Here is a 24022-nt window from a genome sequence, read left to right as displayed (position 1 = left end):
CTAAAGGTCCAGCACCACATCGGTTTCGGGAGCAGCCGAGCAGATTAACACCGACCCGTCGGCCGGTGGCTCCAGCGGCCGCTGGACGTAGGTGGTCGTCCCGGCGACGACCCCGGTGACGCACACATGACAGACGCCGCTCCGGCAGGAGAAGCGGGTGGGCACATCGCAGGCTTCGGCGAGCCCGAGGATGCTGCCGTAGTCCGGCGACCAGTGGGCCGTCAACCCGCTGCGCGCGAACGTGATCGACGGCCCCGTGCCCGGCGGCCCGGCGGGCTGATGGGGCGGCCTGTGCGGTCCCGTTTCGACGACGCCGGGGTTGATCGCGGGCAGCGCACCAAATAGTTCGCTGTGGATCAACGCGGGGTCGAATCCGATGCCGACCAGGTATTCGCGGACGTCCGCCATGAATTGCGTTGGCCCGCAGAGGTAAACGACGCCATCGGTCGGCAATCCCAATCCCGCGATGGCATCGCGGTTCAGGCGTCCCTGCGTTTCGGAGTAAAAAACCTGCTGACGGGCGTGAGGCAACGACTCGATCAGCGTTGCGACTTCCGCGGCAAAGGGCTGGGTTTGGCGATTGCGAGCGGCGTGCACCCACCAGATGTCTCGCTCGCTGCCCGCCCCCGCGAGTGCATGCAACATCGCCAGCACCGGCGTCGCCCCGATTCCGGCGGAAAAGAGCACGACGGGGCGCCGGTCCTCGGTGAGGCAGAAGTCGCCGCGCGGGGCGGCCGCCGTGATCACCATCCCCGGCCGGAGGTGGGTGTGCAGCCAGCCGCTGACCAATCCGTGATCCTCCCGCTTGACGCTGATGCGGTAGTACCCGGCCGACGGGTCGCCCGACAGGGAATAGCTGCGCAACGGCGCCGGCTCACCGGCCCCGGGAATCTTCACCGTGAGGTACTGACCCGGTAGCGCGGGCGGCAGCGGGTCGGAGTCGTCGGCCTGCAGCCGAATCGAGAGCACTTGCGGGCTCTCCCGACGCGTCTCGATGACCCGTAGGTTTCGGAATCCCTTCCATCCGGGCTCGACCGGGATAGGCGAGGCGGCCGCACCATCGGGTGCGGCCAGCATGTCGCGAAAAGACTGCTGCCATCCCGGGCTCAGCCCCGGAACATCGACGGCCTCGCGCAGCCGCTCGACGTTGCGGTCCGGCAGGTAGAGCAACGCGTCGACCTCGGCGACGCTGAGCCGGTGGCGGCCGCGGCGGGTCCGCACGATGTCGTCCCCGGCCCGCACCCGGCCTTCGGTGATGACCCGGAAGTAGAAACCCGGACGGTGCTGGGAGACAAGCAGATTGGGCATGTCGGGCTCGTCGAGGCGAAGACCGACCCGAAAGCACGTGACTCGCGGTTGCGTGACCTCGAATTCGGCGTCGCCGATGCGATAACGGTCACCGATGCACACCTCGTTGTCGGCGAGCCCGGTGACGGTGAAGTTTTCGCCGAAATGCCCGGGCCGCAGGTCGGTGCGGCCCAGGTACGTCTTCCAGAAGTCGTAGGACTCGCTCTGGTACACCATCACGGCCCGTTGTTCCCCGCCATGGCCGGCGAGATCACCCTGCCCGTCGCCGTCGACGTTGAGTCGACGCACCATGACCGGCCCCTGCACCGGGGTCTTCCAGATGCCGGTGTAGACCGTTTTGTCTCGCCATCGGACGTTCTTGGGCATACCCACGTTCACCGAAACAAGCTTGCCCACCGTGTCACCTCGAACCAGCTCGCCATGGCACCAGTCACCCAACTGGGATGGTTGGCCCAGAATATGGCAGCGCGATCCGCACGGCAACACATCGGCCGCACGGGCTGTTGCCCGGGTCCGGTTTGGTGCATACTGGGTCATACAACCCAAAAATACGTCGAGCTGGTCTGTCGATGTCTACCGAACGCGGTCGCGGCGCTCGCGTGCGAAAAGCGTTGGCTGAGGAGGAATGTCATGCCGGCTGTTCATCATCTATACGCCACGGTCGACGGCCACCGACTCTTCTACCGGGAAGCCGGCGACCCGAGGGCTCCCACGGCGCTGTTGCTGCACGGGTTTCCCACCAGCTCCTACATGTTTCGCGGTCTGATACCGGCCCTGGCGGACCGCTACCACGTCATCGCGCCGGACCATCTCGGATTCGGGCTGTCCGACGCGCCGCCCGTCGAGGAGTTCGACTACACCTTCGACGCGCTGACCGACCTCACGGCGGGCCTGCTGCGAACCCTCGGCGTCGACAGGTACGCCATGTACGTCCAGGACTACGGCGCGCCGATCGGCTGGCGGCTGGCGCTGCGCGACCCGTCGGCGATCACCGCGATCATCACCCAGAACGGCAACGGGTATGACGCGGGATTCGTCGAGAGCTTCTGGAAGGTCGTACAGGCCTACCAGCGTGAGCCCACCGCGGACACCGAGGCCCCGGTGCGCCAGTTCCTCACGCTGGACGCCACCCGGTGGCAGTACGTGACCGGCGTGGCCGACGAGACCCTGGTCGATCCCGAGTCGTGGCATCACGACTACGCGCTGCTCTCCCGGCCCGGCAATGACTTGGTGCAGCTCAAGCTGTTTCGCGACTATGCCACCAACGCGCCCCTGTATCCGCGCTTACACGAATACTTCCGGGCCAGCCGGGTGCCGTTGCTGGCGGTCTGGGGTCGCGGCGACGAAATTTTCGGACCGGCCGGGGCCGAGGCCTTCGCCGACGACCTGCCCGACGCCGAGATCCACCTGCTCGACGGCGGGCACTTTCTGTTGGAGTCCGCGCTCGATGACGTCATTCCCCTGATCCGGAACTTCCTTGCCGCGCAGCTCGGGGCGTGATGCCCGGCCGCCGGGCGCGCGGCAACCGACCGCGACGATCCCGCCGTCTGGGTTGGAGATCCCATAAACGGGGGCACCCACGGGTTAGCCTGACGCGATGGCCCATCCCGATGTTCGTGACGAACAACGGTTGACCGCCAAGGGGCGTGCCACCCGCGACCGAATCGTGCAAGCGGCGGCGCAGTTGATCGTCACCGACGGCCTGTCCGCGGCCAACATGGAGAACGTGCGGCGCGCCGCCTCGGTCAGCGGCTCGCAGCTCGCCCACTACTTCGCCGACAAGGGCGCGCTGATTCGCGCGGTGATCCGACGCCAAATCGGCGTCGTCTTGGACTTTCACCGCCAACCCACGCTTCGAGGCCTGAGTACGTTCGACGACTTCGAAAAATGGATCGAGATGAACATGCGCTACCTGCGGCGCATCGGATACGTCGGCACCCCCACCTATCACGCGCTGGCCGGCCAGCTCGCGAAGTCGGACGATGCCACGCGCGACGCGTTGGCGGCCGGCTACCGCCGGTGGATCGATTTGGTGGAGAAGGCAATCCAGCGGATGAAAGACGACGGGCTGCTGGTTGCGGATGCCGACCCGCGGCAGCTGGCGTTGGTGATCATCACCGCGCATCAAGGAGGCGGAATTTTGGCCTTCACCTACCAAGAGGAATGGCCGCACGCCGATGCGATTCGTTTCGCGGTGAACTACTTGCGAATGTTCGCCACCGATAGTGCCGAACGGGTTCCGCGGCGGCCCCCGCGCCGGTCGCGGAGCCGCCGCCCGCGCAAAGCCGGCGGATCCGTCCGCGCCCAAGGCCACCAGGTGACGGAACATCCCTCGCCGCGGTACACCCACAAGGGTCTGGCGACCCGTGCGCGCATCATCGAGGCCGCGGCCCGGCTGATGTTCGAGCGCGGCGTCGCCAACACCAGCATCGACCAGGTGCGGCGCGCCGCCGAAGTCGGCGGATCCCAGATCTCCCACTACTTCCACAACAAGCGCGACCTGACCCGGCACGTCGTCGACGTACGCCGAAACAATGTGCGGGACTTCCACACTCAAGCGAAGTTCGCCGCGCTCGACAGCCTCGATGCGCTGCAGGCGTGGGCCGATGCCTGCGTCTCCGACATCGATCCGGTGTACCGGGTCGGAGGCTGCGTCTATGGGTCCTTGGCGGGCGAGCTGATCGAGGCCGACGACGAAATCCACGACGACCTGGCCGCCGGATACGACCAATGGATCGAACTGTTTCGCACGGGCCTGCAGGCGATGTGTGACCGTGGCGACCTGCGCCCCGACGCCGATCCTCGCCACCTGGCGGTGCCACTGGTTGCCGCGCACCAGGGTGGCGCACTGCTCACGCACGCCACCGGCGATCCGCAGCCGCTGCGGGCCGCCGTCACCGCCGCCGTCGACTACGTGCGTTCGTTCGCGGTTTCGCCGCGCAAGGGCGGACCCCGCGCGCCTCGCGGTCAGCGCAACTCCTGACCGCCCGCCCTGGACATGGCGGAAAGGTTCGAACATAATACTGGGTCAGTTGGCCCATTATTGTGCGGCAGGCACCGGCGTCTCGCGCTGCCAACGATGTCGAAAGAGGCAGTCCATGTCCGTCACGGATTCACCAGAGCTGCCCACCGCACCGGCCGTCGTGCGCGAGCGCCCCGGCGGGGAAACCATGCGGGCGATCATCCTGAAGGGATTCGGCGGGCTGGACAACCTGGTTTACGACGACCTCCCCAAGCCGCTGCCGAAAGACGGCGAAGTCGTCATCGCGGTGAAGGGCTTCGGGATCAACCACGCCGAGATGCACATGCGTCGGGGCGAGTGGGCCGAGGCCGCGGAGGTGAGCGGCATCGAATGCGTCGGCATCGTGGACTCGTGCCCGGGCGGTGAGTTCCCGGTCGGCGCCAAGGTGGCCGCGCTGATGGGTGGCCTCGGCCGAACCATCAACGGCAGCTATGCGCAATACACGCGCGTGCGCGCGGCCAACGTCGCCCTCATCGACTCCGAGCTGTCGTGGGCAGCGTTGGCGGCATTGCCCGAAACGTTCGCGGTGGCCTGGACATGCCTCTTCCGCAATCTGGATCTCAAAGCCGGGCAGACACTGGTGTTACGCGGGGCCACGTCGTCCCTGGGGCAGGCCGCACTCAAGATGGCGGTGGCCGCCGGCGCACGAGTCATCGCGACCGCGCGCAGCAGGGGACGCTTCGCGATGCTCGAGCAACTGGGCGCGTCGCGCATCGAGCTGGAGCGGCGCGACCTGGCAGGCCACCTTCCCGAGAGCGGCCGGATCGACGCCGTCCTCGATCTCGTCGGCAACAGCACCATCCTCGACTCCCTGGACATGCTGCGCCGCGGCGGCACGGCCTGCCTGGCCGGTTGGCTGGGCGGGCTGGAGCCCATCGGGGATTTCAACCCGCTGTTGCGCATGGCATCCGGTGTGAACTGGAACTTCTTCGGCAGCTTCGTGTTCGGCACGCCGGGCTTCCCGCTGTCCGACGTACCGCTGGGGGACATCGCGGGGCAGGTCGCCGACGGCACGCTGGAAGCGAAACCGTCTCGGGTCTTCTCCTTCGACCAGATCCATGAGGCGCACCGTCTGATGGAGGCCGGGGAGGCCGGCGGCAAGATGGTCGTCGTGATGGAGTGATGTGTCGTCGAAACACCGTGGCACGCAGGGGATTCGGGAAAGGAAGGTGTCCACATGGGACTGGCATGGCAGCAGGGCCCGCTGGCAACCGGGTCGATAGGGCACTTCCTCACCGAGCAGCCGATGCCGTCGCGGCTGCTCTTTGCCGAACCGTTGCGCCGCCGGATGCGGGTGCGCTTCGCGGAACGGTGGATCGCCGACAGCGAGGACGTGCTTCTGTTACACGAGCCCGGCCGCTACCCGGTGGCCTACTTTCCGTCAGGGGATATCGAAGCGGGAACGTTGACCGCCGAGGATCGGGTGACGCAGCACCGCGACCTCGGCGACACGCAGTGGTTCACCGTCAAGGCACCGGGGCGCGAGGCCGCCCACAGCGCCTGGGAACATACCGGTCTGCCCGCGCATGCGACTGTCCTGCAGGGCCGGGTGGCTTTTGCGTGGCGCGCCATGGATGCCTTCTATGAAGAAGAGGAACGGATCGTCGGGCACGCCGCGGACGCTTACCACCGCATCGACATCCGTTCCACGGCACGGCATCTCGTCGTCCGTGACGGCGAGCGCGTGATCGCCGAGACTCGCCGACCCGTGGCCCTGTATGAATCCGGCTTCGCGCCCAGATGGTACGTCGAGCGCGACGATATCGACGAGTCCGCCCTCAAACCCGTTGCTATCCAAACCTTTTGCCCATACAAAGGAATCTGCTCGTACTATGACATCGGCGGCCACCAGCACGCGGCGTGGTCTTACGTCGATGCGTGGACCGAGGTGTCGCGCGTCCGCAACCTGGTGTCCTTCGAACCGGACAAAATCGATGTGTACCTCGACGGCAAGCAACTTCGGCTGGAACCAGGCCAAACCGTCATCCCGCACGGTGTCGACCGCGGATTGGACACCGACGAGGTCTTAGGAAAGAACCCGGTTGGGGGGCACGTCATGAGGATGTCCATCGAAGTCGTCATCCTGCCCGTCGCCGATCCCGACCGGTCACTACGGTTCTACCGCGACCAGGTCGGCTTCGCCCTCGATGTCGATTACGCGCCCGCGCCCGGGTTCCGGGTCATCCAATTGACGCCCGAGGGATCGCACGCCTCAATCCAATTCGGCGTGGGATTGACCGACGCGCCGGCCGGCTCGGTGCGGGGCCTATACCTCGTGGTCCCGGACATCGAAGCCTGCCGCGCCGAGTTGATCGGTCGCGGCGTAACCGTCGGCGAGGTCCGCCACAAGGACACCGACGGCGGCTGGAGAGGGGGCTTCCTCCCGGGTACCGACCCCGATCGCGGTGACTACGCGAGCTTCGCCGACTTCCGCGATCCCGACGGGAACGCCTGGAGCTTGCAGGAACGAAACCACCAGCGGGGTTGAGGAGGCGTCGTGGCCGCGCGGAAAACGAGTCCAGACCGGGTGGGCGCATTCTCAGACGGAGTGTTCGCAGTCCTCATCACGATCCTCGTCCTCGAGCTCAAGCCGCCGAAGTCCTACACCTTCAACGCGTTATTACCGGAATGGCCCACGGGACTGAGCTATGTGGTCAGCTACGTGTTCATCGCCATCGTCTGGGTGAACCACCACCACCTGTTCGGCTACGCGCAAGTGGCGACGCCACGATTGGTGTGGTCGAACTTTGCGCACTTGTTCTCGGTGTCGCTGATTCCGATCACCACCGAATGGATCGCCGACAGCAGGCTGGCCGCCGCACCGGTGGTTCTGTATGCCTCGGTGTTCGTGCTCGTCAACATCACCTACTTGGCGCTGTGCCAGGAAGTGGTCGATCGTCCCGCCCACGAGGACCTCACCCAGCGAGTGCGCCGACTGCTACGCATGCGGTCGTTCATCACGATCGGCGTCTTCGCGGCGGCGGCAGTCGTCGCATTCTGGTGGCCGGCCGTCGGAATGGTATTGATTTGCGTGTGTCTGGCGGGGTATCTGCGGCCGGATGTGCCCAACGTTAAAAAGGTCGAGCCCTAGCATGACGACACCCTCCGTCCTCGTTTTCGATGTCAACGAGACGCTGATCGACATCGAGTCCCTCGCACCGCTTTTCGCGGACATGTTCGGCGACGAACGCGTGCTGCGCGAGTGGTTCGGTCAGCTCATTCAGTACTCGATGACCATCACACTGGCCGGCAAGTACGTGCCGTTCCCCGTTCTCGCTCAGGCGGTGCTGCGCATGCTGGGTGACGTCCACCGGGTGGACGTCACCGATGACCACCTCGATCGCCTGACGACCGGGTTGCTCACCATGCCGGCACACCCCGATGCCGCCGAGGGTCTCGCCACCTTGCGCGACAACGGTTTTCGGTTGGTAACCCTGACGAACTCCCCACCCAACCCGGACGGCCAGACGGCGCTACAGAATTCCGGGCTGGCAGGCTTTTTCGAGCGCCAACTGAGCGTCGATGCCCGCCGCGCCTTCAAACCGTCTCCCGCCGTCTATCGGTACGTGTGCGACGAGCTCCGTGTGACACCCGGTGATTGCATGATGGTGGCCGCACACGTGTGGGACACCCTCGGCGCACAGAGCGTCGGGTTCAGTGGGGCTCTGATCACCCGGCGCGGCAACGCGCCGTTACCGGTCCGCGGCCTACCGCAGCCGAACATCGTCGCCGGCAACCTTCGCGAGCTGGCCGAGCGCCTCGGGTCTCGCTGAGCGCCGAGAGCACGACGATAATTGACCCATGGCCACCTCCGACGGATTCCATCCCGACTTCGAAGACACGGCAGCGCCGATCGCCCGCAACCGAGTGCGCCACATCAAGGCGTCCGAGATCAGCTCGGACACCGCGCAGTCGGAGGGCCTGCGGCGCTTCGCCGCGCTTTCCGGCGCGTCGGTCGGAGCGGAGAAGCTCTGGATGGGTGAGACGCACGCGTCGCCGAAATCCGCCTCGGACAACCATCACCACGGTGACTCGGAGACCGCGATCTATGTGCGAAGCGGCCACCCGGAGTTCGTGTTTCACGACGGCACCCAAGAGGTCCGTATTGCCACCGAACCCGGCGACTACGTCTTCATTCCGCCGTACCTTCCGCACCGGGAGGAAAACCCGGACCCCGACACCGGGGCCGAGGTCGTGATCGCCCGCAGCACCCAGGAAGCGATCGTGATCAATCTCCCCGCCCTGTATCCGCTCGACGGGCCCCGATAAACGGGCAGCGGGCCACTCAGCGAATTCTCAACAGATTCTTCGGCGCCACATCGCTTGGCTGCCAGCGTCCGCAAAGTCGCCGGCGACACCATACGTCTATGACGAACGAGCAGATGTGCGCGAACCTTGTCGAACGCTATTTGCGCACCCGCGGACGGCAATACTTTCGCGGGCACCGCGATGGCGAATACTTCTTCGTCACCGGCGCTCCGCGACGGCTGCACGTTCATTTCGAGATCTCGCCCGCGCACGACGACGTGTTGATCATCCGGGTCACTCCCGGGTGCTACTTTCCGGCCGCCGACCGCCCTTGGCTGACGCACTTCGCCGACACGTGGAACCTTCAGGACCGCCACGTCACCGCGATCGTGCACTGCTCGTGCGATCCGCAGCGCATCGGCGTGGTGGCCCGCAAGTCGCAATGGATCCGAAGCAAAGTCTCCTTCGCCGATTTCGCGTCCCTCGTCGACCTGACGATCGCGGACGCCACCGAGCTCTTCGAGCAGCTGGACCCCGCCGCCGGCCTGCCGTCCGCCGAGCGGTCCTTGCTGCGTCACGCCGGCTGACGCCCGCCTGGTCTAGGGGCCGCTCGCGGCACCCGGGGCATCGGGGCGCGGCTCACCCAGCTTCGCCCGGATGGCGCCCCACGGATCGGCGTAGCGTCCGGGCGTATCCCGGTAGGCCGCACGGCTTTTGAGAAATCGCCGTGCCAGCGGCGAGATCAACCGCATCGGGTAGCGCCGCCACCCCGCCGTCGCGCGCATCTCGTCGAGCATGTCCGGCCACGAATGGTGCTGGAATTGCAGGACTTGTTGGGAGCGAGCGCTATCCATCCAGTCGGTGACGAACCAGTCGTCGTCGCTGTCGGGATCACCCGGACGTCCCCCGGGCAGGACGTCGACGAGACCCCGGGCGGCGGCCAGCGCCTTGCCGACCTCGCCCTGCCGAATCCGGTGCGACTCGTCGCCGGCGATCAGCAGGGTCTCACCGACGACGTCGGCCGTGGTCGCCGCGGCGAACGCACGGGCGACGTCGCGCACATCGACGGTGTGGATGCGCCCGTCCGTCGGCAGGGCGCTTTCGAAGAACAGTGCGTCAACGCTGAACGGCATGGCCTCCGGGTCGACGCTTATCACCCCGCCCAGGCGCAAGATCACCCATTCGAGGTTCGAGGACCGGATGTGCTGTTCCGCTTCGGCTTTGTGCGCGCCGTAGAGATCAGCCGGGTTCATCGGGGAATCGGCGCGCAACAGCTCGGCGTTGCGGTGCGGGTTACGCGCCCCGTACACGGCGTTGCTCGACGCCTGGATGAACCGCACCGGGTGCGGCCGGGCCTGCGCGGCGCGCAGCAGCGTGAGGGTCGCGTCGACGTTGACGCGGCGCCCGAGGGCGGGGCTGCGGTAGATCGCCGGCGGGATCACCGCGGCCAGGTGGACGATGGCGGTGGGTGAGGTCGCGGCGAGCAGGCGGTCGACATGGCCCGGGTCGGTCAGATCGGCCCAGTGCGCCTCGACGCCGTCGGGCAGCGTCCTCGCCGCCTTGCGCTGGGTGGGGGTGCCCAGATCCGTCGCGACCACGCGGTGGCCGTCGGCGACCAGCCGGCGCACCGTTTGTGAGCCGACGAGCCCGAAACCCCCGGTGACAAGAACCTTCTCGGACATGATCCCCCAGCGCCGGGTTTGCCCCCAGCAAACGAATATGACATTCTCCAAATTCGAAAGTATCATATGTCATCCATGGCCTGAGGTTTGAGACCGGCGTCACACCGGCAACCAATAGCAAATGGCACGATCACGACAGCAGGGAGCCATGAAGGGCAGCGGTGCGGGCGCGGCGGACAATCACGAGACCGCCAAATGGGATCCGGCCTTCACCGAACGGGTCGCCAACGCGCTCGGGCCGGCCATCAAACGGTATTACCGGGCCGAGGTGCGAAACATCGACAACGTCCCGTCGTCCGGTGGGGCGCTGGTGGTCTCCAACCACTCCGGCGGCATGCTGACACCGGACGTGTTGATCTTTTCCCCGGCCTTCTACGAAAGGTTCGGCTACGACCGCCCGGTCTACACGCTCGGCCATTACGGGATCTTCATGGGGCCCTTGGACGGCTGGCTGCGCCGCCTCGGGGTGATCGAGGCCAGCCGCGAAAACGCCTCCGCCGCCCTGCATTCGGGCGCGGTGGTGCTGGTGTTTCCCGGCGGCGACTACGACTCGTACCGCCCGACGTTCAGCGCCAACACCATCGACTTCAACGGGCGCACCGGCTACGTGCGAACGGCGATCGAAGCCGGCGTGCCGATCGTGCCGACCGTGTCGATCGGCGCCCAGGAGACCCAGCTGTTTTTGACCCGGGGCAACTGGCTGGCCCGCAAGCTGGGGCTAACGAAGGCCCGCATGGACATCCTGCCGGTCAGCGTCGGGTTCCCGTTCGGGCTCAGCGTGATCTTCCCGCCCAACCTGCCGCTGCCGGCAAAGGTCGTCACCGAGGTGCTCGAGCCGATCGACGTCATCGCGCGCTTCGGTGAGGACCCCGACGTCGACGAGGTCGACGCCCATGTCCGCGCCGTCATGGAGGACGCGCTGAAGCGGTTGGCCGAACAGCGCCGGTTTCCGATCCTCGGCTGAGGATGCCGCCAATCCGCGCCGCCGGCCGGCGCCCTACGGCATAGTTGTTGGCCTGGTCGCGTCGGCAGGGCGAGGTGACGTGTGAAAAGACTCAACGGCATGGACGCCATGCTGCTCTACAGCGAGACGCCCAACCTGCACACGCACACGCTGAAGGTGGCGATCATCGACCCGGCCGACTGCGACGGCGAGTTCGGGTTCGACGCGTTCCGCCGCCACGTGCGCCGGCGGCTTCACCTGCTGGAACCGTTGCGCTACAAGCTCGTTGACATCCCGTGGCACCTGCATCACCCGATGTGGCAGGAAAACTGTGAGGTCGACCTGGACTATCACCTCCGTCGCGTCCGGGTGCCCGCGCCGGGCGGGCGGCGAGAGCTCGATCGGGTCATCGGCGAGGTGGCGTCCACCCCCCTGGACCGCACCCGGCCCCTGTGGGAGTTTCACTTCGCCGAGGGACTGGCCGACGGCCGGTTCGCCTTGATCGGCAAGGTGCACCACGCGTTGGCCGACGGTGTCGCGTCGGTCAACCTCCTGGCGCGCGCGATGGATCTGCGGGACGGGCTCACCGACGAGCGCGACAACGACGAAGCCGGTGTCACGGTTTCCGATGCCGACCTGCTGCGCGCCGCCGCGCGCGACCACGTCCGGCAACTCGCGCAACTGCCACGGCTGCTCAAAGACGCGGCCGTGGGGCTGATGCGGGTGCGGCGTCGCTCCCGCGAGCGCGGCGACCACCCCGACCTCGCCGATGCTTTTGACGCGCCCCCGACGTTCCTCAACCATGTGGTCTCACCCCGGCGCTGGTTCGCCAGCACGTCGTTACCGCTGCCGCAGGCCAAGGCGACGGCAAAAGCGTTGGGCATCACCATGACCGATCTGGTGCTGGCGACGGCGGCCGGCGGGCTGCGAACGCTCTTGCTGGCCTACGACGGCGCGGCCGACCGCCCGATCATCGCGTCGGTGCCGACCGCCACCGACAAGTCGGACCGGATCACCGGCAACGAGATCAGCGGGCTGATGATTTCGCTGCCGGTGCATGTCGACGACCCGATCGAACGGGCCCGGCTGATCTCGGTGGCCACCCGGATCGCCAAGGAAGACCACGAGATCCTCGGCCCGCAGCTGTACGGGAAGATGATGGCCTACCTGCCGACCGCCTTCGCCCCGGCGGCATTTCGCTGGCTGGGTCTGCGCGAGGTGCCCAACAAGCTGATGAACGTCGCCGTATCCAGCGTGGTCGGACCGCGCGAACGCGGCCACTTCGGCGGCGCGGCCGTCAGCGAGATCTATTCCACGGGTGTGCTCTCGCCCGGCGCCCCGGTCAACATCACCGTGTGGAGCTACGTCGACCGGCTCGGCGTCGCCGTGCTCACCGACGATCAGACGTTCGACGACCCGCATGAGGCGACGGACGCCATCAGCGCGGCCTTCGACGAATTATGCTGTGCCGCAGGCATTTCCGGTCAGCCGGCGAGGACCCCGTCCAGCACCGAGTAGAACAGGCCCAAGCCGTCGTCGGAGGGCCCGGTCAGCGCCTCGATGGCGTGTTCGGGATGCGGCATCAGGCCCACCACGCGGCCGTCGGCGGAGCTGACGCCGGCGATGTCATGTTGCGAACCGTTGGCGTTCTCGTGGTACCGGAACACCACCCGCCCCTCGCCCTCGAGCTCCTCGAGCACCTCGGCGGGCGCCACGTAGCGGCCCTCGCCGGACTTCAGCGGCACCAGCAGATCGGCGTCCGGTTCGAAACGCGACGTCCACGCCGTCGACGTCGACGCCACCCGCAGCCACACGTCGCGGCAGATGAAATGCAAACCCACGTTGCGGGTCAGGGCACCGGGCAGCAGGCCGGCCTCGCAGAGCACTTGAAAACCGTTGCAGATACCCAAGACCGGCATCCCGCGCCGCGCGGCGTCCACCACTTCGGTCATCACCGGGGCGAACCTGGCGATCGCCCCCGCCCGCAGGTAGTCACCGTAGGAGAAGCCGCCCGGAACCACCACGGCATCGACGCTTTTCAAATCGGCGTCGGCGTGCCACAGGTTGACCGGCTCCGCGCCGACGCGGCGGGCCGCCCGGGCGGCGTCCACGTCGTCGAGCGTGCCGGGAAACGTGATGATCCCGATGCGTGCGGTCATGTCGTCTCCCGGCTGATCGTCCAGTCCTCGATCACGGTGTTCGCCAACAGCGATTCGGCGATCTCGGCCAGCGCCGAGTCGTCCACGCTGTCGTCCACTTCGAGCTCAAACCTCTTGCCCTGCCGGACATCTGATATCCCCGGGTGACCGAGGCGGCCCAGCGCGCCGACGATCGCCTGACCCTGCGGGTCCAGGATCTCCGCTTTGGGCATCACGCTCACGATCACCCGGGCCACCGGCGCTCCTCCTCAGTTGGCGTTTCGCCGCCAACTCTACCGGCGAAACCGCAGCTCGCCCTCACGGGCACGAGGCAATGTAGGCCTCGCACAGCGGCGCGCCCATGGCGCCCAGCACCGGGTCGTCGGCCATCGCCGGCCAGGGCGTCTGCGGCGGGGACGTCGACCAGAGCGTGACCTCGCTGACCGTGCTGCTGGCCGGGTGGGCGAAAAGGTAGGTGTGCATCACCACCGGCCCGCTGATCACGGCGGCCATGCGGTTGGTGTCGTCGCTGGTCAACGACGGCGATTGCTGCGGCGCACGCTGCTGGCAACTCCGCAACGCGGCGACGGCGCTACGGAACGCCTCGGCCGCGATCTCACCACCGCGGGCCGTATCACCGCGCCAATGCAGGATCTGGGCCTGCAACTGCCACTGACCGTCCGGATGCTGCACCGTCGAGCGGGCGGAGACCGCCGAGTCGCGGGGGTCCCGAGCGGTGGCCGGCGTGGCGCACAGCTCCTCGAACCGAAACCGGGGGCCGGGCGCCGAGCCCGTCGTCTGGACCGCCTGACCGGCGAGCGCGGGCCAGTGGTACACCGCGTCCAGCGGCACGGCACGCTGATCGATCCACGCGGTGTTGGGGATCCGGTCGCACATGGCGGGGCAGGTCTCGGGCTCGCCGTGCGCAGGGATGACGACGACCAGCGCGACCGCGAGGCCGCCGGCGACCAGCATCGTGGCCAGGATCACGCGCAGCGGCAGCTTGTCCATCAAGGCACAATCGTAGATATGCAACTGACGCATTTCGGTCATTCGTGCCTACTCGCCGAGTTCGACCAGACACGCGTGCTGTTTGATCCCGGTACCTTCGCCCACGGTTTCGAGGGAATCACCGGCTTAACCGCCATCTTGATCACTCATCAGCACCCCGACCACGTCGACGGGAAACGGTTGCCGGCACTGCTCGAGGGTAACCCGGATGTCGCGTTGTATGCCGACCCACAGACCACCGCGCAACTCGGCGCGCCCTGCCGCGAGGTGCACGTCGGCGACGAGCTGCAGATCGGTGAGCTGACCGTGCGGGCCTTGGGGGGCAAGCACGCCGTCATCCACCCGGAAATCCCTGTGATCGAGAACATTTCGTTTCTCATCGGCGACGGCGAGCATCCCGCCCGGTTGATGCATCCCGGCGACGCGCTGTTCGTGCCCGACGAGCCGGTGGACGTTTTGGCCACCCCGGCGGCGGCCCCGTGGATGAAGGTTTCGGAAGCGGTCGATTACCTTCGCGCGGTGGCACCAGCGCGCGCCGTCCCCATCCACCAGGGGATCATCGCCCCCGATGCGCGTGGCATCTACTACGGCCGGCTCACCGAGATGACCAGCACCGACTTCCAGGTGCTGCCCGAAGAGGACGCCGTCACCTTCTAGCGCGAGCAGCTAGGTGATGTCGTCGGCGGCGCCGCGGCCGGCGGCGCGGCCCGAGAAGATGCATCCACCCAGGAATGTGCCCTCCAGCGCGCGGTAGCCGTGCACGCCCCCGCCGCCGAAGCCGGCCGCCTCGCCGGCGGCGTACAGCCCGCTCAGCGGAGTGCCGTCGGAGGTCAACACCCGTGCGGCAAGATCGGTTTCGATGCCGCCCAGCGTCTTTCGCGTCAAGATGTGCAGCTTGACCGCGATCATCGGCCCGGCCTTCGGATCGGTCAACCGGTGCGGCGCCACGACCCGGCCCAGCCGGTCGCCCAGATAGCCGCGGGCCGCACGGATCGCGGTGATCTGGCCGTCCTTGCTGAACCTGTTGGCGACCTCCCGGTCCCGCGCGGTGACCTCGGCCTCCACCGTGGCGTAGTCCAGCGGTTGCACGTCGGGCAGCTTGTTCATCGCGGACACCAGGTCGCGCAACGAATCCGCACTGACGAAGTCCACGCCCCGATCGACGAACGCCTGCACGGGCCCCGGCGGTCCGGAGCGTGCCCGGTTCCGCAGCAGCTCGCGCACGCTCTGCCCGGTCAGATCGGGATTCTGTTCCTGCCCGGAAAGCGCGAATTCCTTCTCAATGATCTTGGCGTTCAACACAAACCACGTGTAGTCGAACCCGGATCGGGTGATGTACTCGAGCGTGCCAAGTGTGTCGAAACCGGGATACAGGGGAACCGGCAACCGCTTGCCGTTCGCATCCAGCCACAGCGACGACGGGCCCGGGATGATGCGAATTCCGTGTAGCGGCCAGATCGGGTCGTAGTTGGTGATGCCCTCGGTGTAGTGCCACATCCGGTCCGGGTTGATCACGCGCGCGCCGGCCTTCTGCGTGATGCCGATCATCCGGCCGTCGACGTGTGCCGGCACGCCGCTGAGCAATTGCTCGGGCACGCGGCCCATCCGCTTCGGCCAATTCTTGCGCACCAGCTCGTGGTTCCCCCCGATGCCACCACTCGTCACGATCACCGCAGCGGCGCGGAACTCGAACTCCCCGACGGCCTTTCGTGACGAGGCGACGCCGCGCGGCGCGGTTGAGGACTCCAGCACCGTCCCCCGGACGCCCGTCACCGCGTCATTCTCGACGATCAACTCGTCGACCTGATGGCGGTGCGCGAAGCGCACCGTGGAGCGGTCGCGCAATTGACGGGCGAAGATCTCGACCAGCGCGGGCCCGGTGCCCCAGGTGATGTGGAAGCGCGGAACCGAATTGCCGTGCCCCTGCGCGTCATACCCGCCGCGCTCGGCCCACCCCACCAACGGGAAAAGCTTGAGCCCGCGGGCGCGCAGCCAGCTGCGCTTCTCCCCCGCGGCGAAATCGACGTAGGCATGGGCCCATTGGCGCGGCCAGTAGTCCTCGGGCCGGTCGAACGCCGCCGTACCCAGCCAGTCCTGCAGCGCGAGCTCGTGGCTGTCGCGAATGCCCAACCGGCGCTGCTCGGGGCTGTCGACGAAGAACAGACCGCCGAAGGACCAGAACGCCTGCCCGCCCAGGTTGGCGCTGTTCTCCTGGTCGAGGATCAGCACCCGCAGGCCGCGATCCACCAGTTCGCAGGCGGCGACCAGGCCGGACAGCCCCGCCCCGACGACGATGACATCAGCGCCGAACCCGCCAACCGAAGAAACGCTCATGTCGGTCCAGGGTAGTGCCCCGGACAGCAGGTCAGGCAGTCGATTCGTCAGGCGGCGTCGAGCAAGGCCTTGTCACGACGCCAGCGATACACCGTCGGTGTGCAGTCGTGCATCAACGCCAAGTCGACCGCGTCCAGCATCGCCTGCAGCGGTCCGGGTTTGCGGAGATGCCGCGCGGCGACCGCCACCCGCACGATGCCGCCGCGCCGCGCGATCCGCTCGGCGGACAGCACGACCGTGCGACACCACCACGGCTCGGCGAGAACACCCTCGCCGATGCCGAGAACCCGCGCCCGCACGGGGGTGTGCCGCACCAGGTCGGTGATCCCATGCAGATCGGCCAGCATCCGAAAACCGTTGCCCGGCAATGCTTTGACGACACCGGGCGAGACCACGCAGCCGGGAGCCGCGAACAGCCGCGTGCGCAACCCGAGGTGCTCGAGGACCCGGTCGGCGGCCATCAAGCGCAGATTGGCCTCATGCGCCCGCAAAATCGCGAACTCACCGCGGCGCTTCCTGGTGAGGGCATCGTCGTAGCCGTGCAACACGATCGCGTCGCCACCGGCGCGGCGGGCGGTCAGCCAGTCAACGGTTTTCGGGTCGCTGTCGAGCCGGTAGCCGCCGGACAGGCGGGGAGCCACCAGCAGCGACACCGGTACCTCACGGGCATCCATTTGCGCGCAGAACGCCTCGACGTCGGGCAGGGTGCGTTCCCCGATCCCCGAGACCGAAACGATCAATTTTCCAGACACACCAGCAGTTTGCCGACCGCAAGTGTCGGAACGGTGAAGGACACGCAGACAGCAGGCGTATATGCGCTCACCCAAAAGCGATAACTGGGTTCGGCGACCGGAGTTTCAGGGGCGGTCCAGCAAACGGCCACCGGCGCCGGCGGACACGATCTGTTCGATATGCTAAGCAACGCCATGGACGAGGCCTCCTACGCAGCGGCCGGAGCGCCGCTGCCCCATGCCCCCGCGGGGCAGCCGGGCGCCGACACACGGGAGTATCCCGACAAGTTGGACGCCGAGCTGTTGCGGATCTCCGGCGTGTGCATCTTGGCCACGGTCATGGCGATCCTGGATGTCACGGTGGTCAGCGTCGCGCAACGCACCTTCATCGACCAGTTCGCGTCCTCGCAGGCGGTCGTGGCCTGGACGATGACGGGCTACACGCTCGCCCTGGCGACAGTGATCCCGATAACCGGGTGGGCCGCCGACCGGTTCGGCACCAAGCGGCTCTTCATGGGCTCCGTGCTGGCCTTCATGCTCGGATCACTGCTGTGCGCGATTGCCGCAAACATCTTGCAGCTCATCGTCTTTCGGGTGGTTCAGGGTGTCGGCGGCGGCATGCTGCTGCCGTTGGGGTTCATGATCTTGACCCGTGAGGCCGGCCCCGCCCGGCTCGGGCGCCTGATGTCGATCCTGAGTATCCCGATGCTGCTCGCCCCGATCGGCGGCCCGATCCTGGGCGGCTGGCTGATCGACACCTCGAGCTGGCGATGGATCTTCCTGATCAACGTGCCGATCGGACTGCTCACCATTGTTCTCGCGGCGATCGTGTTCCCCCGCGACCATCCGGTCCGGTCGGAAACGTTCGACGCCGTCGGCGTGCTGCTGCTCTCCCCCGGCCTGGCCATGTTCCTGTTCGCAGTGTCGTCCGTCCCGGGCCGCGGCACCGTGGCCGACCGCCATGTGGTGATCCCGGCGACGATCGGGCTGGCATTGATCGCGGGGTTCGTCGCGCACGCCTGGCACCGGGCGGATCATCCGTTGATCGATCTGCGGCTCTTCCGCAATCCGGTGCTGACCCACGCCAATGTGACGATGCTGGTCTTCGCGACCGCCTTTTTCGGCGCCGGCCTGTTGCTTCCGAGCTACTTCCAGCAGGTGCTGCACCAAACGCCGATGCAGGCGGGCGTGCACCTGATCCCGCAGGGGCTCGGCGCCATGCTGACCATGCGGCTGACCGGGCCGCTGGTGGACAGGCAAGGGCCGGGCAAAATCGTGCTGGTCGGGATTGTGCTGATCACGGCCGGGCTGGGGGCCTTCGCGTTCGGGGTGGCCAAGCAGGCGCACTATCTACCTGTGCTGCTGGTGGCGCTGGCGGTCACGGGCCTGGGCATGGGCTGCACGATGATGCCGTTGTCGGTCGCCGCCGTGCAGGCGCTGGCACCGCATCAAATCGCCCGGGGAACCACCTTGATGAGCGTCAACCACCAGGTGGGCGGCTCGATGGGGACCGCGCTGATGTCGATGATCCTGACCAATCAGTTCAATCGGAGCCAAAATATCGTCGCGGCAAACAAGGTTGCTGCCCTGCATCAGCGTGCGACCGTCGACGGGGTGCCGGTGGACCAATCCGCAATCCCCCGGCAGGCCCTTGTCCCGGGCTTTTGGGGGAATGTGGTGCATGATCTTTCCCACGCGTATACCGCGGTATTCGTGATTGCCGTCGTGCTGGTGGTTTGCACGATCATTCCGGCGTCCTTTTTGCCGAAAAAGCCGGCAAGCGAAACCGCCGGCGAATAACGCATTCGCGCCCTGTAGCCCGCGAAAAGCCGATTTTTTCGCTTTAAACTGCCGTCCGCGCCGCCTCTGCGCGGCAGGAATTACACGCGTGGGAATAGCGGCGAATACGAGTAAAAACGCCTCAGCACGGCTAGCCGGGTGGATATGCTCAGCGGCGCCATGGAGAACACCCGTTCCGCATCTTTCACCGTTCCGTTGCCCATCGAGCCGGGTCCGTCGCGGCACCCAGACGAGTACCCGGACAAGCTCGACGCAGCGCTGTTCCGGATCGCCGGAGTCTGCGGCCTGGCCTGCATCATGGCCGTCCTGGACAGCACCGTCGTCGCCGTCGCGCAACGCACCTTCATCGATCAGTTCGGGTCCACTCAGGCGGTCGTCTCGTGGACCATCGCCGGCTACATGCTCGCGTTTGCGACCGTGATCCCGATCACCGGATGGGCGGCGGATCGGTTCGGCACCAAGCGGCTTTTCATGGGTTCGGTCCTGATCTTCACGCTGGGGTCGCTGCTGTGCGCGGTGGCACCAAACATCTTGCTGCTGATTTTGTTCCGGGTGGTGCAAGGGGTGGGCGGCGGCATGCTGCTGCCGCTCAGCTTCGTCATCTTGACGCGTGAGGCCGGGCCCAAACGGGTCGGCCGCCTCATGGCGGTGGGGGGAATCCCGATCCTCCTCGGCCCCATCGGCGGGCCCATCCTGGGGGGTTGGCTGATCGGTGCGTATGGCTGGAAGTGGATCTTCCTGATCAACCTGCCGATCGGGCTGACCGCGTTCGCGCTGGCCGCGATCATGTTCGCGAAGGATCGCTCGGCCCCCTCGGAGGCCCTCGACATCACCGGCGCGCTGTTGCTCTCCCCCGGGGTGGCGATCTTCCTGTGCGGGGTGTGCTCCATCCCCGGTCGGCACACGATCACCGACCCTTACGTGCTGGGGCCGGCGCTGCTCGGCCTGGCATTGATCGGCGCGTTCATCGTGCATGCGTGGCATCGCACCGATCACCCCCTGATCGACCTGCGGCTGTTCCGCAACCCCGTGGTCACCGAGGTCAACGTGACGATGCTGGTGTTCGGGGCCGCCTCGGTCGGCGTAGGCCTGCTGATCCCGAGCTACTTCCAGATCGTCAGCCACGAGACGCCGATGCAGTCCGGGCTGCACATGCTGCCGATCGGAATCGGGGCCGTATTGACCATGCCGATCGGCGGGGCCTTCATGGACAAGCACGGTCCCGGCAACATCGTGCTGATCGGCCTGCCCCTGATGGCAGCGGGTCTGGGCGTGTTCACCTACGGCGTCGCGACGCAGGCCGAGTACTCGCCGGTCTTGGTGTCCGGGCTCGCGATCATGGGCCTGGGTGCCGGCTTGACCACCACGCCGCTTTCCGCGGCGCTCATGCAGGCGCTTACCCCGCGTCAGGTGGCCCGCGGGACGACGCTGATCAGCGTGAATCAGCAAGTGGGCGGGTCGATCGGGGCCGCGCTGATGGCGGTGATCCTGACCAATCAGTTCAATCGCAACGAAGCCCTGATGGCGGCGAACGAGATGGCCGGGGTGCGCCCGCCCGCCGGCAAGCGAAGCGTTGACCCGTCGGCCCTTCCCGGGCAGACGATGACGCCCGATCTGGCCAGCCACGTGTCGCACCACCTGGCGCACGCCTATACGACGGTGTTCGTGCTGGCGGTCGTGCTGGTGGCGTTCACCGTCGTCCCGGCATCCTTCCTGCCCAGGAAGCTGGCGACCCCGCCGTCGGCGACGACTAGCGCCGGGCCCGGCTGATCCTCGAGCTAGCCGTCCCGGCCGCCGCCATAACGGTCGCCGTCGGCGGTGGCCAGCAGCCACGCATACTGGAACGCGGTTTCCTCCCAACCCTTGTAGCGACCGCTGACGCCGCCATGCCCGGCATTCATCTGAGTCTTCAGCAGCACCGGGCTGCCGTTCGCGTTGACGTGTCGCAGGGCCGCGACCCATTTTGCGGGTTCCACGTAGTAGACCCGCGTGTCGTTGAGCGACGTCATCGCCAGGATCGCCGGATAGGGCTTTGCCTCGACGTTCTCATACGGGGAATAGGACTTCATGTAGGAGTAGACGTCCTTGTCCGCCAACGGGTTTCCCCATTCGTCCCACTCGGTGACGGTTAGCGGCAAGGAGGGATCCAAAATGGTGGTCAGCGGGTCGACGAACGGTACCTGCGCGAGGATGCCGGCAAAGAGTTCCGGCGCCAGGTTGGCCACCGCTCCCATCAACAGTCCGCCGGCACTGCCCCCCAACGCCACCAGCCGGCGCGGGCGGGTTACTCCGGAATCCACCAAATGCCTTGCCACCGCGACGAAGTCGGTGAAGGTGTTCTTCTTCTCCAAGAGCTTGCCGTGCTCATACCACAGCCGGCCCATCTCGCCGCCGCCGCGGACGTGGGCGATCGCGAACACCATTCCCCGATCCAACAGCGACAACCGGGCGATGGAGAAACTCGGATCGGTGCAGATCTCGTAGGCTCCGTAGCCGTAAACCAGCGCGGGCGCTGGGAATTCGATTCCTGAGCGGTGCACGACCGAGACCGGGATCCGGGCGCCGTCCTCGGCGACCGCCCAGTCGCGCCGTTCGACGTAATCGTCCGGGCGATAATCGCCGAGTACGGGTTGCTCGCGCAGCAGGGTGCGTTCGCCGGTGACGAAGTCGATGTCGTAGACCCGTGCCGGAATGACCAGAGACCCCGCCCGGATCCGCAGCTTGGGCGCGCCCCAATTCGGGTTGCCGGCCAGGCCGGCCGACATCAGTTCGGAATCGAACGAAACCTCTTCGGGCTCCGCGTATGTGCCGTCGGAGTTGACGCGCCACAGCGCGAGCCGCGGCAGCGCCTCACGCCGGTAGCTGACCACGAGATGGCCGGCGAAGGCGTCCACCCCGTCGAGTCGGACATCGTCGCGGTGCGGGATCAGCGTGCGCTGCTGGGTGGGATCGCTGACCGGCGCCTCGGTCAGCGTGAAGTTGACCGCGTCGTCGTTATGCAGGATCAAGAACCGGTCCTGCCCGCCTACCACCGCATGTTCGACCGAATATTCGACGCCTTCGCGGCGCGGCAGCACGACGGTGAACTGCGCCTGCGGATCCGCGGCGTCGGCGTAGCGGAATTCGGAGGTGATCGAGGAACCGGAGGCGATGAAGACGTAGGCCTCACTTCGGGTGAGTCCCACGCCGAGCCAAAACTTCTCGTCGGCTTCGTGGTACACCAGCTCCGATTCCGCACCGGAGCCCACCCGATACCGCCACACCTTGTCGGGGCGATGGGCCGCGTCCAGGGTGAGGTAGTACACGGTGCGGTTGTCGGCGGCCCAGGTCGCACCCGCGCCGATGTCGGCGATCTCGTCCGGATACAGCTCGCCGGTGCGTAAATCCTTGAACCGCAACGTATAGCGTTCATCGCCGAGGGTGTCGACGGAGTACGCCAGCAGGTTTCCGTCGAGACTGACGGTTGCGGCGCCCAGGGAGAAGAATTCGTGGCCCTCGGCTTCGACGTTCGAATCGAGCAAGATTTGTTCGCCGGGAATTTCGGTGTTCTCGTCCAGCGTCGGCGGGTTCCAGTCGTCGGGATCACTTACCGGGCAACGGCACTGGACGCGATACTGCTTGCCTTCGAACGTGCGGGCGTAGTACCACCACTGGCCCTGCCGCGTCGGTACCGACAGGTCGGTTTCCTTGGTACGCGCCTTGATCTCGTCGAAGATCTGTTGCCGCAGCGGCTCGAGGTGGGCGGTCATCTGGTCGACGTAGCTGTTTTCCGCCTCGAGGTAGGCGATCACGTCGGGGTTCGTCTTCTCGCGCAGCCACTCATAGGGGTCGATGAAGACGTCACCGTGGTGCTCGCGCCGGCTGTCCACCCGCTTGGCGACGGGCGGCACGGGACCGGCAAGGTGCGACTCGCTCATGCGGCGGGGCCGATCCAGTCGCCGAAGCTCAGGCCGGAAATGCGTTCGTAGGCCTCGATATAGCGGCCGCGAGTCGCCTCGATGATGCCGTCCGGCAGCGGCGGCGGGGGTAGCGTGCCGTGGCGGTCCCACCCGGAGTCGGGGCTGGTGAGCCAGTTGCGGACGAACTGTTTGTCGAAACTGTTCTGGACCACGCCGACCTGGTACTCGTCGGCCGGCCAGTACCGTGACGAATCCGGGGTGAAGATCTCGTCGGCCAGCAGCAGGTTGCCGTCGCGATCGGTGCCGAACTCAAACTTGGTGTCCGCGATGATGATTCCTTTCCTCAGCGCATGGTCGGCGGCCTGAACGTAGATCTGTAACGTGCGGTCGCGCAGCTGGTTGGCGAGCACCCCGCCCACCATCTCGATCACGCGGGCGAACGAGACGTTCTCGTCGTGGTCCCCCAACGCGGCCTTGGTCGCCGGGGTGAACAGCGGTTCGGCGAACCGGCTGGCTTCGACCAGTCCCGGGGGCAAGGTGATGCCGCAGACCTTGCCGGTCGCCTGGTAGTCCAGGAGCCCCGAGCCGGTCAGGTAACCACGCGCGACGCATTCGACCGGAAGCATCTCCAGCCGCCGCACCACTAGGGCCCGGCCCAGCACCTCGTCGGGGATGCGCGAGTCATCCGGCGGCCCGGCCAAATGATTGGGGGCGTCCACGAGACCGAAGAAGAAGACGCTCATCGCCGTCAGGATGCGGCCCTTGTCCGGGATGGTGCTGTCCAGGACGAAGTCGTACGCCGAGATGCGGTCGGTGGCGACCAGTAGGAGGTGTTCGTCGTCGACGCGATACAGCTCACGGACCTTGCCGCTGGCCAGATGCTGGTAGTCGGACAGTGCGGGCATC

General features: G+C 66.9%; 22 protein-coding genes and 1 pseudogene. 14 read left to right on the top strand and 9 right to left on the bottom strand.

The annotated features are described in order from the left end of the window. Nucleotides 1-1704, bottom strand: a complete 1704-nt coding sequence (locus tag K883_RS12225) for an MOSC and FAD-binding oxidoreductase domain-containing protein (protein WP_036454599.1) — start codon at nucleotides 1702-1704, stop codon at nucleotides 1-3. A 234-nt stretch (nucleotides 1705-1938) separates the two neighbouring features. On the opposite strand from K883_RS12225, the gene K883_RS12220 reads away from it, so the two are divergent. The 9 genes and pseudogenes from K883_RS12220 (at nucleotide 1939) to K883_RS12180 (ending at nucleotide 9165) form a co-directional block, all read left to right on the top strand. Then, entirely contained in the window at nucleotides 1939-2808 is an 870-nt protein-coding gene (locus K883_RS12220; protein WP_036454597.1) for an alpha/beta fold hydrolase, read from the top strand. A 97-nt stretch (nucleotides 2809-2905) separates the two neighbouring features. After that, the gene (locus tag K883_RS12215) at nucleotides 2906-4291 is read left to right on the top strand and encodes a TetR/AcrR family transcriptional regulator (RefSeq protein ID WP_036454595.1); all 1386 of its coding nucleotides are present in this window, start codon (nucleotides 2906-2908) and stop codon (nucleotides 4289-4291) included. A 115-nt stretch (nucleotides 4292-4406) separates the two neighbouring features. Then, nucleotides 4407-5453 carry a zinc-binding dehydrogenase gene (locus K883_RS12210; protein ID WP_036454594.1) on the top strand — a complete coding sequence of 349 codons (1047 nt, stop codon included), beginning with the start codon at nucleotides 4407-4409 and terminating at the stop codon, nucleotides 5451-5453. Between the two features lie 54 nt (nucleotides 5454-5507). Then, a pseudogene (locus K883_RS12205) lies at nucleotides 5508-6242 on the top strand (DUF427 domain-containing protein); the annotation flags it as partial. Nucleotides 6243-6392: 150 nt separating this feature from the next. After that, nucleotides 6393-6818: a VOC family protein gene (locus tag K883_RS12200; RefSeq protein WP_081914393.1), complete on the top strand. Its 426-nt coding sequence runs from the start codon at nucleotides 6393-6395 to the stop codon at nucleotides 6816-6818. A 39-nt stretch (nucleotides 6819-6857) separates the two neighbouring features. Then, a complete protein-coding gene (locus tag K883_RS12195) occupies nucleotides 6858-7421 on the top strand; it encodes a TMEM175 family protein (protein ID WP_081914366.1) in 564 nt (187 codons plus the stop codon). 1 nt (nucleotide 7422) lies between these two features. Further along, nucleotides 7423-8103 carry a haloacid dehalogenase type II gene (locus tag K883_RS12190; RefSeq protein ID WP_036454592.1) on the top strand — a complete coding sequence of 227 codons (681 nt, stop codon included), beginning with the start codon at nucleotides 7423-7425 and terminating at the stop codon, nucleotides 8101-8103. Nucleotides 8104-8131: 28 nt separating this feature from the next. Then, the gene (locus K883_RS12185) at nucleotides 8132-8599 is read left to right on the top strand and encodes a cupin domain-containing protein (RefSeq protein ID WP_036454590.1); all 468 of its coding nucleotides are present in this window, start codon (nucleotides 8132-8134) and stop codon (nucleotides 8597-8599) included. 98 nt (nucleotides 8600-8697) lie between these two features. Continuing rightward, a complete protein-coding gene (locus tag K883_RS12180; protein ID WP_036454588.1) occupies nucleotides 8698-9165 on the top strand; it encodes a YbjN domain-containing protein in 468 nt (155 codons plus the stop codon). 12 nt (nucleotides 9166-9177) lie between these two features. On the opposite strand, the gene K883_RS12175 is transcribed toward K883_RS12180, so the two are convergent. Next, nucleotides 9178-10260: an NAD-dependent epimerase/dehydratase family protein gene (locus K883_RS12175; protein ID WP_036454586.1), complete on the bottom strand. Its 1083-nt coding sequence runs from the start codon at nucleotides 10258-10260 to the stop codon at nucleotides 9178-9180. Nucleotides 10261-10408: 148 nt separating this feature from the next. Between K883_RS12175 and K883_RS12170 the strand changes: the two genes are divergently transcribed. Both K883_RS12170 and K883_RS12165 read left to right on the top strand, forming a co-directional pair. Then, a complete protein-coding gene (locus K883_RS12170) occupies nucleotides 10409-11224 on the top strand; it encodes a lysophospholipid acyltransferase family protein (protein WP_051445827.1) in 816 nt (271 codons plus the stop codon). Nucleotides 11225-11305: 81 nt separating this feature from the next. Next, complete coding sequence (locus tag K883_RS12165) at nucleotides 11306-12721, top strand: wax ester/triacylglycerol synthase family O-acyltransferase (protein ID WP_172417486.1); 1416 nt, start codon at nucleotides 11306-11308, stop codon at nucleotides 12719-12721. Here K883_RS12165 and purQ read toward each other — a convergent pair. The 3 genes from purQ to K883_RS12150 form a co-directional block, all read right to left on the bottom strand. Then, nucleotides 12688-13362: a phosphoribosylformylglycinamidine synthase subunit PurQ gene (gene purQ / locus K883_RS12160; protein WP_008263873.1), complete on the bottom strand. Its 675-nt coding sequence runs from the start codon at nucleotides 13360-13362 to the stop codon at nucleotides 12688-12690. The two genes, K883_RS12165 and purQ, sit on opposite strands and share 34 nt — an antisense overlap. Next, on the bottom strand, nucleotides 13359-13598 hold the full coding sequence (gene purS / locus K883_RS12155) for a phosphoribosylformylglycinamidine synthase subunit PurS (RefSeq protein ID WP_008263864.1): 240 nt from the start codon (nucleotides 13596-13598) through the stop codon (nucleotides 13359-13361). Before purS ends, purQ begins: the two co-directional genes overlap by 4 nt. A 61-nt stretch (nucleotides 13599-13659) precedes the next feature. After that, complete coding sequence (locus K883_RS12150) at nucleotides 13660-14394, bottom strand: hypothetical protein (protein ID WP_014710904.1); 735 nt, start codon at nucleotides 14392-14394, stop codon at nucleotides 13660-13662. On the opposite strand from K883_RS12150, the gene K883_RS12145 reads away from it, so the two are divergent. Further along, nucleotides 14371-15009: an MBL fold metallo-hydrolase gene (locus K883_RS12145; RefSeq protein ID WP_014710903.1), complete on the top strand. Its 639-nt coding sequence runs from the start codon at nucleotides 14371-14373 to the stop codon at nucleotides 15007-15009. The genes K883_RS12150 and K883_RS12145 overlap by 24 nt on opposite strands. Before the next feature lie 9 nt (nucleotides 15010-15018). Here the strand turns inward: K883_RS12145 and K883_RS12140 are convergent, their stop codons facing one another. After that, nucleotides 15019-16686 carry an FAD-binding dehydrogenase gene (locus K883_RS12140; RefSeq protein WP_036454578.1) on the bottom strand — a complete coding sequence of 556 codons (1668 nt, stop codon included), beginning with the start codon at nucleotides 16684-16686 and terminating at the stop codon, nucleotides 15019-15021. A gap of 47 nt (nucleotides 16687-16733) precedes the next feature. Next, nucleotides 16734-17438, bottom strand: a complete 705-nt coding sequence (locus tag K883_RS12135) for a DUF2334 domain-containing protein (protein ID WP_036454576.1) — start codon at nucleotides 17436-17438, stop codon at nucleotides 16734-16736. 159 nt (nucleotides 17439-17597) lie between these two features. Here K883_RS12135 and K883_RS12130 point away from each other — a divergent pair, with 159 nt between their 5' ends. Together K883_RS12130 and K883_RS12125 are read left to right on the top strand one after the other, a co-directional pair. Further along, entirely contained in the window at nucleotides 17598-19217 is a 1620-nt protein-coding gene (locus K883_RS12130; RefSeq protein WP_225336781.1) for a DHA2 family efflux MFS transporter permease subunit, read from the top strand. 144 nt (nucleotides 19218-19361) lie between these two features. Continuing rightward, a complete protein-coding gene (locus K883_RS12125) occupies nucleotides 19362-20987 on the top strand; it encodes a DHA2 family efflux MFS transporter permease subunit (protein WP_036455433.1) in 1626 nt (541 codons plus the stop codon). Nucleotides 20988-20995: 8 nt separating this feature from the next. On the opposite strand, the gene K883_RS12120 is transcribed toward K883_RS12125, so the two are convergent. Together K883_RS12120 and K883_RS12115 are read right to left on the bottom strand one after the other, a co-directional pair. Beyond that, entirely contained in the window at nucleotides 20996-23134 is a 2139-nt protein-coding gene (locus K883_RS12120; RefSeq protein ID WP_036454572.1) for a S9 family peptidase, read from the bottom strand. Beyond that, entirely contained in the window at nucleotides 23131-24021 is an 891-nt protein-coding gene (locus tag K883_RS12115) for a phosphoribosylaminoimidazolesuccinocarboxamide synthase (protein ID WP_008263844.1), read from the bottom strand. The genes K883_RS12120 and K883_RS12115 overlap by 4 nt, the downstream gene beginning before the upstream one ends. Between the last annotated feature and the right edge of the window lies 1 nt (nucleotide 24022).

The sequence above is a fragment of the Mycobacterium sp. TKK-01-0059 genome (assembly GCF_000709305.1).
Classification (GTDB): Bacteria; Actinomycetota; Actinomycetes; order Mycobacteriales; family Mycobacteriaceae; genus Mycobacterium; species Mycobacterium intracellulare.
The sequence above is the reverse complement of the archived record's forward strand: the minus strand, read 5'-3'. Positions and strand labels throughout refer to the sequence as shown.

Coding starts and splice junctions, on each gene's coding strand:
- K883_RS12125 (WP_036455433.1), top strand. CDS start 19,362: ATGCTCAGCGGCGCCATGGAGAACACCCGTTCCGCATCTTTCACCGTT.
- K883_RS12220 (WP_036454597.1), top strand. CDS start 1,939: ATGCCGGCTGTTCATCATCTATACGCCACGGTCGACGGCCACCGACTC.
- K883_RS12170 (WP_051445827.1), top strand. CDS start 10,409: ATGAAGGGCAGCGGTGCGGGCGCGGCGGACAATCACGAGACCGCCAAA.
- K883_RS12115 (WP_008263844.1), bottom strand. CDS start 24,021: ATGCCCGCACTGTCCGACTACCAGCATCTGGCCAGCGGCAAGGTCCGT.
- K883_RS12215 (WP_036454595.1), top strand. CDS start 2,906: ATGGCCCATCCCGATGTTCGTGACGAACAACGGTTGACCGCCAAGGGG.
- K883_RS12180 (WP_036454588.1), top strand. CDS start 8,698: ATGACGAACGAGCAGATGTGCGCGAACCTTGTCGAACGCTATTTGCGC.
- K883_RS12150 (WP_014710904.1), bottom strand. CDS start 14,394: ATGACCGAAATGCGTCAGTTGCATATCTACGATTGTGCCTTGATGGAC.
- purQ (WP_008263873.1), bottom strand. CDS start 13,362: ATGACCGCACGCATCGGGATCATCACGTTTCCCGGCACGCTCGACGAC.
- K883_RS12145 (WP_014710903.1), top strand. CDS start 14,371: ATGCAACTGACGCATTTCGGTCATTCGTGCCTACTCGCCGAGTTCGAC.
- K883_RS12210 (WP_036454594.1), top strand. CDS start 4,407: ATGTCCGTCACGGATTCACCAGAGCTGCCCACCGCACCGGCCGTCGTG.
- K883_RS12130 (WP_225336781.1), top strand. CDS start 17,598: ATGCTAAGCAACGCCATGGACGAGGCCTCCTACGCAGCGGCCGGAGCG.
- K883_RS12175 (WP_036454586.1), bottom strand. CDS start 10,260: ATGTCCGAGAAGGTTCTTGTCACCGGGGGTTTCGGGCTCGTCGGCTCA.
- K883_RS12200 (WP_081914393.1), top strand. CDS start 6,393: ATGTCCATCGAAGTCGTCATCCTGCCCGTCGCCGATCCCGACCGGTCA.
- K883_RS12190 (WP_036454592.1), top strand. CDS start 7,423: ATGACGACACCCTCCGTCCTCGTTTTCGATGTCAACGAGACGCTGATC.
- K883_RS12120 (WP_036454572.1), bottom strand. CDS start 23,134: ATGAGCGAGTCGCACCTTGCCGGTCCCGTGCCGCCCGTCGCCAAGCGG.
- K883_RS12140 (WP_036454578.1), bottom strand. CDS start 16,686: ATGAGCGTTTCTTCGGTTGGCGGGTTCGGCGCTGATGTCATCGTCGTC.
- K883_RS12185 (WP_036454590.1), top strand. CDS start 8,132: ATGGCCACCTCCGACGGATTCCATCCCGACTTCGAAGACACGGCAGCG.